Annotated in this window: 9 protein-coding genes; all 9 read left to right on the top strand. The window is 42.4% G+C overall.

Translation table 11 applies throughout. The annotated features are described in order from the left end of the window. Nucleotides 1-28 precede the first annotated feature (28 nt). The 9 genes from G563_RS35625 (at nt 29) to G563_RS0122840 (ending at nt 11,119) form a co-directional block, all read left to right on the top strand. The gene (locus tag G563_RS35625) at nt 29-382 is read left to right on the top strand and encodes a hypothetical protein (RefSeq protein WP_157585555.1); all 354 of its coding nucleotides are present in this window, start codon (nt 29-31) and stop codon (nt 380-382) included. 92 nt (nt 383-474) lie between these two features. After that, the gene (locus G563_RS0122875) at nt 475-1,692 is read left to right on the top strand and encodes a hypothetical protein (protein ID WP_028667367.1); all 1,218 of its coding nucleotides are present in this window, start codon (nt 475-477) and stop codon (nt 1,690-1,692) included. A 210-nt stretch (nt 1,693-1,902) separates the two neighbouring features. Continuing rightward, a complete protein-coding gene (locus G563_RS0122870) occupies nt 1,903-2,238 on the top strand; it encodes a fibronectin type III domain-containing protein (RefSeq protein ID WP_169579800.1) in 336 nt (111 codons plus the stop codon). Nucleotides 2,239-2,496: 258 nt separating this feature from the next. Then, nucleotides 2,497-3,066: an adenylate kinase gene (locus G563_RS0122865; protein WP_028667365.1), complete on the top strand. Its 570-nt coding sequence runs from the start codon at nt 2,497-2,499 to the stop codon at nt 3,064-3,066. A 157-nt stretch (nt 3,067-3,223) separates the two neighbouring features. Next, the gene (obgE, locus tag G563_RS0122860) at nt 3,224-4,216 is read left to right on the top strand and encodes a GTPase ObgE (protein ID WP_028667364.1); all 993 of its coding nucleotides are present in this window, start codon (nt 3,224-3,226) and stop codon (nt 4,214-4,216) included. Nucleotides 4,217-4,319: 103 nt separating this feature from the next. Continuing rightward, nucleotides 4,320-8,150: a T9SS type A sorting domain-containing protein gene (locus G563_RS35620; RefSeq protein ID WP_051211142.1), complete on the top strand. Its 3,831-nt coding sequence runs from the start codon at nt 4,320-4,322 to the stop codon at nt 8,148-8,150. Then, complete coding sequence (locus G563_RS0122850) at nt 8,147-8,899, top strand: shikimate dehydrogenase family protein (RefSeq protein WP_028667363.1); 753 nt, start codon at nt 8,147-8,149, stop codon at nt 8,897-8,899. Before G563_RS35620 ends, G563_RS0122850 begins: the two co-directional genes overlap by 4 nt. Before the next feature lie 82 nt (nt 8,900-8,981). Then, nucleotides 8,982-9,770 carry a metallophosphoesterase family protein gene (locus tag G563_RS0122845; RefSeq protein ID WP_028667362.1) on the top strand — a complete coding sequence of 263 codons (789 nt, stop codon included), beginning with the start codon at nt 8,982-8,984 and terminating at the stop codon, nt 9,768-9,770. Between the two features lie 122 nt (nt 9,771-9,892). Further along, entirely contained in the window at nt 9,893-11,119 is a 1,227-nt protein-coding gene (locus G563_RS0122840; protein ID WP_028667361.1) for a 4-hydroxy-3-methylbut-2-enyl diphosphate reductase, read from the top strand. Nucleotides 11,120-11,151 lie beyond the last annotated feature (32 nt).

Below are 11,151 nucleotides of genomic sequence, written 5' to 3'. Positions count from 1 at the left end.
ATAGTGGCCTTACAGAAGTGATTATCTTATGAAAAGATTCTTTTATTTCTCCTTCCTGCTAAGTAGTATCTGTCATGGACAGACGCCTGTTGTTCAGGAAATGTATGTGCCAATTAAATTATTTTATCCAAGTGATAATAAAATAGATTGGGCAGACCCCGAGGGTATCGCCTTTGATGATAATTATATCTACTTCAGGGATATTGAGATTGCTACGATTGGCGTATTAAATCGCCAAACCAAACAAATCGAATGGTATTATCGACTTTATGATACAATTCCTCGTACGAATGTTGTCATCAATGATATTCAAGTATCAGACAATAAACTCTACGTACTGGACAGCAGCGGCACGCTGCATATTTTTGAGCGAGAAATTTAATCAGTGTTTTGGTTTACAACGAAGCAAACCCTATCCAATAAACACGTTTTAACAATCAATCCACCGCTGCTTCGGCGGCATAATCATTTTTTATGAAACATTTTTTCACTCTTACCTCCATTGTCATTGTTTTAGCCTGCCCCTTTTGGGCTTACGGACAAATCGAAAAAGGGAATAAATACATTTGGGGCAGTCTCACAGTACCCGAGCATTATTTTGACTCAGATATACCGGTATTGGAACTGAACCCGGGTATTGACTATACTCACTTTGTAGCCAAAGGCTTTGCACTACACTCTACCGTAAACCTTCTGTTGAATCGTAGCTCTCTAGGCCTAAAATATACTCGATCATCAGTGCAATTATCGGCCCGAAAGTATGTGTCAGTCGGTGCTAAATTGTTTGTTTTTGGCGGGGCGGGTTTATTTCTGACCGAAAACGTTGATTATCGATTTAATGATTTGGATGATAAAATTAATGTATCTCACCACAAAAACACCCAAGGCCAATTAATGTTTGAAGTAGGGGCAATGTATCCCTTGGGTCGGCGAATATGTTTAATTGCAAAAACCGCCTCTGTTGGCTTTCCGCTTTCCATGAGCGGTTTGTCCTTTGGTTTTACCTACTCGCTCAGGCCATTATCTATCAAAGATACTGCCACACAATACTTGGCCCAAACCCAACGGGGCAATTGGATGGTTAGCGGCTCTTTTTCAAGAAATACGGTAAACCAATATAAATATTCATCTTACCTTTTGTCGTCTGATAATTCAACAGAAACACAGGATATTAGTTATGATTCTTATGGAATCGGATTGGGATGTTTTATAGCAACAAACAAGCTATTAGGCTTTGATTTATCTGTTGATTATGAAGCTGTGCAAGAAACATCCCATACCTCTGCAGATCAATATTCATCAGAAACAGTCCGAAAGTACATGTATATGTATCATGATTTTTTGCCTTATTTTAAGCAGTTTTATGGTAAAGGGCGCTTGAAACTATATACACGGGTTACGGCGAATATTTCATTCTATAAATCTAAATTATTTTATGATAGCAGTACGCATAGTTACTATGATAGCAGTACGCATAGTTACAACGATTCTGATGAAGCATTTTATTACGGGGGAGGCTTAGATTATGGCCTGTCGTACTTTTTGGGGAAGCATTTTATTTTAGAGTCGCAATTGGGCCGTTTTTATATCAACAAAACCAAAGAGCAGCCACGTCGGATGGGGTGGCACTTACTTGTGGATAGCCCTTACATCACACTTAATTATGTGTTTTTGAAAGCTAAATCGAAATAATTCTGCTTTGTTATTTGATGATTATACACAATGCGTAATGACTCCTCATAAGAATCACTTACTTAGTAGCCCTACAAGCCGAGGGCATGGATGTGGTGGATGCCTACAATCTGTCTTTACCAGAAGGCTTTTATACGATTTCGGTGCAGGCTTTTGAGGCATCTACGGGTCAGGTGGTTTCCAACACGAGTGTCACTAAGTGGTTTTTCAGTGGACACCACTTGGTTTCGGTACGGTCAGCCCTGCGTTCCACCTATTTTTAGCATCAAATCCGTATCATCTGACCGGGTACAATTACAATGGCAAGCCGTGTCGCAGGCCCAATCGTACCTAGTAGAATACCAAGCCGAGGGGGATGTATCGTGGACAACCCTGAAAACCACGGCTACGACGCAGGTGGTGAGTGAGCTATTGAGCCGTCAGACGTATTTGTTTCGCATGCGCACCGATTGCGGGAGCTTAGTGCCCAGCGAAGCGAGTGAAGTGCAGCGGTGGAACATCGCCGAGGAAAGAATACGAAGCGATCTGTTTGCTCAACAATTATGATAGTTTCTTCGATCATGAAGAAGGCTTTGTAAAAGTTTGGGGAGTCGTTTCCAAAGAACTTTGAGAAAAGATATTTGCTAATGGTTTGCATTTGGCGATTGTTCATAGTGGCACTTTTTATACCCAACTACCCCTTTTAGCAGATTCATTTTTTAATTTGTTGTCAAAAACAGTTAAAGAGTGTTACGAAATTGTAAATTTGCGCATTAAACCACTCAAATTTATAGCACTACCTCCATCAAACGCACTTTCTGTCAGATGCTTAACATTGTACTTTTTGGCCCTCCGGGTGCGGGCAAAGGCACTCAAGCTGCTAAACTCATCGAAAAATACCAATTGGTTCACATTTCCACCGGAGATTTGTTCAGGATGCACATCAAAGAGCAAACCGAGCTGGGTAAGCGTGTCAAAGATTTACTGGACAATGGTATCTTGGTGCCTGATTCAGTGACCATAGATATGCTAGAGGAAGAAGTACAAAAAAATCCTGATGCCAAGGGCATTATTTTTGATGGATTTCCGCGTACGGTACCACAGGCAGAAGCCTTAGATGCTTTTTTAGCTACCAAAAATGCCCACATCAAGACTGTATTGCAATTGGATGTGGACGAAGCCGAGCTAAAACGACGTATTGCCGAGCGTAAAAAAATCAGTGGCCGCGCTGATGATGACGAAGAAAAATTGGTAAAAAGAATCGATGAATATTTTAATAAAACGGTTCATGTTTTGCCTTATTATGAATCGCAAGGTAAGCTTACGGTCGTGAACGGAATCGGTCAAATTGAAACTATTTTTGGGAATTTATGTGAGGCGATTGATGCCGAATAATAAATTTAACCCGTAGATTCATATATACTCTGCTATTTCTTTGCGAAATTTGTAACTCGTGTGGCCAAAATTTAAGGTAGCCACACGAGTTTTTGTTTATATTCACACCTATCTTTAATCAATTGATAACGAATAAATTGTGCTTTGGCACATCAATATGGCTAGTTCAAACTTTATAGATTACGTAAAAATAAATTGCCGTTCAGGAGCTGGAGGCGCAGGATCTGTACACTTTCGTCGTGAAAAATTTGTAGATAAAGGCGGCCCCGATGGAGGTGACGGAGGACGGGGGGGGCACGTTATATTAAAAGCAAATCCTCAATTGTGGACATTACTACACTTGAAATATCAAAAACACATCAAAGCCGAAAATGGTCAAGCTGGAAGCGGCGCCCGTTGCAACGGAAAGCAAGGAAATGACGTCATAATAGAAGTACCCCTAGGCACAGTAGCCAAGCATTCCGAAACAGGTGAGATTTTGGCGGAAGTAACTGAAGCTGGTCAAGAAGTGATTTTGTTGAAAGGTGGTCGCGGAGGATTGGGAAATCATCATTTCAAATCGTCCACCAATCAAACGCCCCTTCATGCTCAGCCGGGCGAAGGTGGGCTAGAAGAGTGGGTGGTGTTGGAGTTGAAACTTTTGGCCGATGTAGGTCTGGTAGGTTTTCCGAATGCTGGTAAATCTACGCTGCTGTCGACAGTTTCGGCAGCGCGTCCCGAAATCGCCGATTATCCCTTTACGACGCTTGTGCCTAACTTGGGTGTTGTGTCTTATCGCGATTTTAAATCGTTTGTGATGGCCGATATACCCGGAATTATTGAGGGCGCGTCGCAAGGTAAGGGCTTAGGGTTGAGGTTTTTGAGGCATATTGAACGCAACTCTATTTTGTTGTTTTTGATACCTGCCACGAGCGAAGACGTCGGAAAAGAATATCGCACGCTCCTTCACGAGCTTGAAGTGTATGATGCGACATTACTCGATAAAGCTCATCTGTTGGCTATCTCCAAAGGGGATTTGGTAGATGAAGAAACAAAAAAAGAGGTGTTGAAAAAAATACCTTCGGAGGTGCCTTACGTATTTACATCGTCGGTAACCCAAGAAGGAATCAATGAACTAAAAGATTTGATTTGGAAAACACTGAATAGCTAACTCCCTCATAGTTAAAGGCGAAGGAAGTTTTGGGAAATGGAGTTGGTATGGTTTGTGATGCCTATTATTAAAATGATAATATATTCCACCAAAATAATTACAAATGAAATTGAACAATTACTTTCTTCCTTTTTTGCGTAGTTTAGGTTGCCTTCTTTTTCCTTTAGCCGTTTGGGGGCAAATCAACATTACTTTCCCTACGAGTAGAATTGTATTTCAGCGTGATAATGGCGGCAACGGTACCATTTTTGTTACAGGACAATATTCTCAAAATATAGATAGAGTAGAAGTCAGGGTGGTACCAATGAGCGCTGGCCAAGGCGAACAAACCGACTGGCGTGTGCTTCAAAATGCCCCTCAAGGGGGATTTTATTCAGGTAAAATTCAGGTAAGAGGCGGATGGTATGAATTGCAAGTACGTGGAATATTCAATAACAATGTCATCAGTACTGCCGAGCTTCAAAGGGTGGGTGTAGGAGAGGTGTTTTTGGTGGCAGGCCAATCCAATGCCCAAGGGTTTTATAATTACGGAGCCCCCGGGACAGGCGACGACCGCGTCAATTGTGTTAATTATCGTAACGTAACCAATCAAAATAACAGCTTTCCCCAGCCCAATTTTGTGAGAATGGGAGACAATAGCGACATTGGTCCTAGAGGTCTTTCTGCGTGGTGTTGGGGACGCTTAGGGGATATCCTAGCAAGTCGGCTAAATGTCCCTATTTTGTTTTATAATGCAGCTTGGGAAGGAACAGCCTCCAAAAACTGGAGTGAAACCGTAGATGGCGGAATCACCAATAGTATTTATGTCAATGACTCTTATCCCATAGGGCAGCCTTACGGAAATCTTCGGATGGCGCTCAACTATTATGCAAGTACTACAGGGTTAAGGGCGGTGCTGTGGCACCAAGGAGAGGCTGATAATCAGCTCAATACTTCTGCTGGAACTTACCGGAACAACCTTCAAAACATAATCAGCAAATCCCGTCAGCATTTTGGTAGGGACATCGGATGGGTGATTTCGAGAGTATCTTATTATAATTCAAAAGGAAGTAATCAAGAAGTTATCAATGGACAAAATGAGCTAGTGACAAATACTCATGCGGTGTTTTTTGGCCCTAATACTGACGGAATCCAAGTCCCTCGCCCCGATGGGTTTCATTTTCAAAATCAAGGCTTATCAGATTTAGCCAATGCTTGGAGCAACTCTTTGGATGATAACTTTTTTAATTCGTGTTTTCCTCAAACAGGAAATTACCCTAGCTTCTCGGTGAGCTGTGTGAGTGGCAATCAGCTCAATATCAATGTGCAGGGTGTGTTTACTTCGGTACAATGGAACAACGGAGCACAGGGATCATCGGTCAATTTTGGGCCAGGCAATTATCAAGCTACCATACGAGATGGAGCTGGGAATGTATATTTCACGCCCCAAATCAATGTCCCCAATGATATCCAAAGTGCGGCTGTAAATATCCAAGTAGATGGCAAATTGCCACTTTGTCAAGGTAGTAGTGTGACCCTTATTTCTAGTAATCCTTCTAATAATCAATGGAATACAGGGTCTACTAATCAACGCTTAGAGGTGAACTCTTCGGGAACTTATACAGTCTCTACCAAAAACTTATATGGCTGCTCTGCCCAAGCGAGTATTACGGTTACTTCTTTTACGGGTGCTCCCCCCGCAAAACCGACTATTTCGCCTTCGGGAGCAACTACTTTTTGTCAAGGGGGGGAAGTCACGCTTACAGCCACCGAAGCCGCCGAATACCGTTGGTCTACAGGCGATAGAGGTCGGAATGTGGTGGCGCGAAACACCGGAAACTATGAAGTAAGAGTCCTAGATGCGCAAGGTTGTATTTCGGAACCTACTAGTTTGAGTGTACAAGTAAACAGCCCCCCTGCTGCACCGAGTATTTCGGCTTCTGGAAATACTACTTTCTGCGAAGGAGGAAAGGTACTTCTTTCGTCCAATTATGCTTCAGGAAATATCTGGAGCACTGGACAGCAAACTAAAGATGTTGAAATCAGTAGTTCGGGTACTTACAATGTGCGCTTTAGAGATGCTAATGGCTGTGACGGAATTTCTAATAATATTACCGTTACCGTAAATCCTCTCCCAAGTACTCCAATCATCACGCGCGAACGGCCTACTACTTTTTGCGAAGGTGACTACACTGTTTTGGCTGCTAGTAGTTCTGCGATTTATAATTGGAACAATGGCGAAAAATCAAGACGCCTCACTATTTCCAAACCGGGGGATTTTTCGCTTACAGTCACTGACGCCAATGGTTGTACCTCGGCTACCTCTGAGGTGGTAAATGTCAAAGTCAATCCATTGCCAGCAGCACCTACTATTACAGTCGACCGAAACCCAGTGATTTGTGAAAATGAAGTTGTAACACTTACTTCTTCCGAGCAGTCAGGTTATATTTGGAGTAATGGTCAAAATACTCGAAGTGTAACGGTCAATATCAGTAGTCAGTATTCGGTCAGAACGGTGGATGCCAACCAATGTCAGTCATTGCCTTCCAATGTAATCTCATTAAGAGTCAATCCCCTTCCAGCCAAACCAATCATCACAGCGCAAGGCCCTACTACCTTTTGTGACGGGGGGCAGGTGACCTTGTCTACAAATTATGATAGGGGAATCAACTGGAGTAGTTTTCAGACAACCCAAAGCATAGTAGCTACCAAAGGAGGAAATTATAACGTAAGCTACGTTGATGATAATGGTTGTCGGTCGGTTTCGGATGCGTTTGTGGTGACAGTCCACCCTTTGCCCGCAGCACCCACTATAACCAACGAAAAGCCTACTACCTTCTGTATGTTTGATAATACGGTACTCACTATTACTTCGCCAGGAGAAGTGTTTAATTGGAGCAATGGAGGCCGAGGAAGAAGTATCACGGTGTTTTCGGCGGGGCAGGTAAGTGCTACCGTTTTCGAACCCCGAACAGGCTGCACCTCACCTGCTTCACAAGCGGTACAGATTGTGGTCAATCCAATTCCCGATCGTCCTACTATCACTGCTACAGGCCCTACGGCTATTTGTGCCGATAAGACTGTTACACTTACCGCCACCGATGCTAGTGCTTATCAGTGGTCTAATCAGGGCAATACCAAGAGTATATCTGTCAATGTACAGGGTAATTATACGGTAGTAGTACGTAATCAGTTTGGCTGTGCTTCTGCTGCTTCTGAGCCTATTTTTATCAAAGTAAATCCTTTGCCTAACGCACCTACGGTGATAGCTGAGGGGCGAACTACTTTTTGTGACGGTGACCAAGTAGCATTGCGGGTAGATGCTCCTCTGCAAGTAATCTGGAATACCAGCGAAGAAGCAGCGCGGATTATTGCCAAGCAGTCGGGCAATTATGCCGCTAGACTCAGAGATGAAATTGGTTGTCAATCACCATTTTCTAGCTCGGTACGGGTAGATGTAAAGACTTTACCCGCCACACCTGTCATTGCAAAGGTAGGTGTGTATAGTCTCCAAGTGGATAATATCACTCCCACAGCTACTTATACATGGAAAGTAAACAACCAGAATATTGGAGATACACAGCCTTATCTCAAAACAGGGCAAGTGGGTAGCTATACGGTTTTTTCGTCGGTTCAGCATAGCTCTACCTTGACTTGCGTTTCCAAAATATCCACTGCTTATGCGTTTGAGATTGATGCCTCAAGTACGGGATTGGGTGTTTATCCTAATCCTTCTTTTGACGGTAAAGTGATTGTGGAGACGCTCGAAAATTTGAAAGATGCTACGGTTGTGGTGTATGATGTGACTGGAAAAGTAGTAAGTACGGCAGAACTTCCTTCTCTTAATACACAAGTACAATTTGATTTTAGGAATTTAGCCATCGGAACCTACTATTTGCAGGTTTTGTCCAAAGAATTTAAGCAAACCAAAAAGATTGTTATTAGTAAACCATGAGATTATTTGCCCTGATAGGTTATCCTTTGACCCATTCGTTTTCTAAAAAATATTTTACCGAAAAATTTGAAAAAGAAGGTATTGCCGAGAGCAAATATGAGCTACTTGAATTGCCCGACTATCATAATTTTCCCGCACTCATTGCGGCTCATCCCACTTTAGTGGGCTTGAACGTGACGATTCCTCATAAACAAAATGTAATCCCATTTTTGGATGAATTAGATGAGGCTTCGGCGGCGCGGATTGGGGCCGTAAACACGATCAAAATCTTGCCCGATGGCCGATTGAAAGGATTTAATACCGATTATTATGGTTTTAGGCTTTCTTTGGAACAATGGCTTTCGGGCTTGCAGCTACAGGCTACGTCGCTCAAAGCATTGGTGTTGGGCAATGGCGGTGCGGCCAAAGCTGTTTTGACTGCTTTGACAGATGTAGGGATTGAGTATCAAATTGTATCTCGTCAATCAGCAAGTACGACGCTAGGATATGACCAACTTACGCCCGAAATAATGGCAACCTATCGTCTGATTATAAATACTTCGCCCGTGGGGACTTATCCGAAAGTGGATGAATGCCCCGCTATTCCGTATCAATATGTAGGAGAAAATCATCTTTTGTATGATTTGGTATATAACCCCGCTGAGACGCTTTTTTTACAAAGAGGAAAACAGAACGGAGCACATACTCACAACGGCTTGCCTATGCTACATCTGCAAGCCGAAAAGGCTTGGGAAATTTGGAATGACTAATTTTTTTGTTTTGTTAACAAACTTCCGCACCAAAAATTGCGCGTAAAACCGTTTCTTTGAGAAGAATTTAACAAAACACTTCATGTTAGGTCGTCGCAAATTTTTACATCTTTCGGTGGGCTTGTTGGCTTTTGGCTGTCAGCGGCTTGCCCGATCTTCTTCCAAGCTTCGTTTTGCGGTAGCTTCAGATGGGCATTATGGTCAGCCCAAAACGGATTATAAGTCATTTTATGAAGCAATCGTCGCAAATCTCCAAAAAGAACGCCTCGAACGAGGACTTGATTTTGTGGTTTTCAACGGAGATTTGTTTCATGATGATGTAAAATTTTTGCCCGAAGTCAAGCAAGCACTTGACCGTCTCGGATTTGCCTATTATGTGACCCGTGGCAATCATGACCACGTTACGCCTGAGCAGTGGAAAAATACGTGGGGGTATAGTCTTGATCACTCGGTAGAAATCGGCAAAAATGCCATTGTTTTGGCAGACACTTCTAATGAAAAAGGCGAATATCTGTGTCCTAATATTGAGTGGATAGATAAAGAACTAGCGCGTTTTTCGAAGAAAGAAAATGTGTTTTTATTTATGCATATTCCCGCCAAGATGTGGTCAGAGCACGGTACTACTTGTCCACAACTGGAAAGCACTATTTCCAAATATCCTAATTTGAGAGCGATGTTTCATGGACACGACCACGCCATAGACAGCGGAAAATCAACTTCAAAACCTGCTTTTTTTGATGGGCATTTTGGCGGTAGTTGGGGGGTAGATTATCGAGGATATAGGGTGGTAGAGGCGCAAAAAGACGGGAAATGCTACACCTATCAGTTTAACCCTATCACGCAAAACAAAGTAAATGAGCAGGTATTTTAATAAATTATCGAAACAATGCGTTAGAGTAGCGTGTTATATATACGTTCGTCGTAATTTTGTGATGCGATAGAGCAACCCATTTTATATTATCCATCTAGAACGCGTAATCCTGCTCTCACGGCATGAAGACCTTCCACATTCCATCATTTTACCGAAGCCATATCATTGGACCTATCAAAGAGTTTCGTCGGAAAAACGATAAACTCAAACGCGATTTTTCGCCGACTGTGCTTGATTTTGGTCCTGTCAAATTTCTGATTGCGCGTCATTTTGGCTTTTGTTATGGGGTTGAAAATGCTATAGAAATTGCCTACAAGGCGATTGCTGAAAACCCCGGCAAACGTATTTTTTTGTTAAGCGAAATGATTCATAACCCCGACGTAAATCGGGATTTGCATGAAAAAGGAATTCGGTTTTTGATGGAAACAACAGGTCGGCAGATTATTCCTTGGGAAGAACTCAAACCCGACGATGTGGTGATTGTTCCGGCTTTTGGAACTACGATTGAGATTCAAAATCGCCTACAACTGCTTGGGATAGATGCTTATCAGTATGATACTACTTGCCCTTTTGTGGAGAAAGTATGGAATAGAGCCGCGCAAATTGGACAAAAAAATTATACGATTGTCGTACACGGCAAACCGTTACATGAAGAGACGCGCGCTACTTTTTCACACAGTAAAGAAAATGCACCTACGATAGTAGTAAAAAATATGAAACAAGCCGAGCGCTTGGCACGCTATATTGTAGGCGAAGGACAAAAAGAGGATTTTTATGAAGAATTTAGCGGACAGTATTCGGTAGGGTTTGACCCTGAGCAAGATTTACAGCGTATTGGTGTAGTAAATCAAACCACTATGCTAGCCTCTGATACTCAGGGAATAGCTGATTATCTAAAAGGGGTAATGATTAAACACTACCAATTGGCACCCCATGAAGTAGAAGACCGTTTTGCCAATACCCGTGATACACTTTGCTACGCTACCAACGATAATCAGGATGCTACGTATGCATTACTTGAACATGAGGCTGATTTTGTATTGGTGGCAGGCGGCTACAATAGCTCCAATACTTCTCACATTGTGGAGCTTTGTGAACAAAAACTTCCTACCTATTTTATTGAATCAGCCAATAAAATACTAGACCGAAATATTATTAAACATTATAATTTGCATCGAAAAAAAGAAGAAATCACCGAAAATTTTATTCCTCAAAAAGACCAAGTAACTATCATGCTTACATGTGGTGCTTCTTGCCCTGATGCTATCATTGAAGGTGTTTTGACGCGGATGCTTTCCTTCTTCCCCGATGCCAAATCTATTGACGACGTAGTGAATGTTTTATCCTAATCGCCGTCACCGTCACCCGTAGAGACGTTGCA

The organism is Runella zeae DSM 19591, assembly GCF_000423565.1.
Taxonomy (GTDB): Bacteria; Bacteroidota; Bacteroidia; order Cytophagales; family Spirosomataceae; genus Runella; species Runella zeae.
Note: the sequence above shows the minus strand (reverse complement) of the source record. Positions and strands in the feature narration are given on the sequence as shown.

Bases quoted from the DNA above. Each gene is read 5' to 3' on its own strand.
- G563_RS35625 (WP_157585555.1), top strand. From the start codon at position 29: ATGAAAAGATTCTTTTATTTCTCCTTCCTGCTAAGTAGTATCTGTCAT.
- G563_RS0122875 (WP_028667367.1), top strand. From the start codon at position 475: ATGAAACATTTTTTCACTCTTACCTCCATTGTCATTGTTTTAGCCTGC.
- G563_RS0122865 (WP_028667365.1), top strand. From the start codon at position 2,497: ATGCTTAACATTGTACTTTTTGGCCCTCCGGGTGCGGGCAAAGGCACT.
- obgE (WP_028667364.1), top strand. From the start codon at position 3,224: ATGGCTAGTTCAAACTTTATAGATTACGTAAAAATAAATTGCCGTTCA.
- G563_RS35620 (WP_051211142.1), top strand. From the start codon at position 4,320: ATGAAATTGAACAATTACTTTCTTCCTTTTTTGCGTAGTTTAGGTTGC.
- G563_RS0122850 (WP_028667363.1), top strand. From the start codon at position 8,147: ATGAGATTATTTGCCCTGATAGGTTATCCTTTGACCCATTCGTTTTCT.
- G563_RS0122845 (WP_028667362.1), top strand. From the start codon at position 8,982: ATGTTAGGTCGTCGCAAATTTTTACATCTTTCGGTGGGCTTGTTGGCT.
- G563_RS0122840 (WP_028667361.1), top strand. From the start codon at position 9,893: ATGAAGACCTTCCACATTCCATCATTTTACCGAAGCCATATCATTGGA.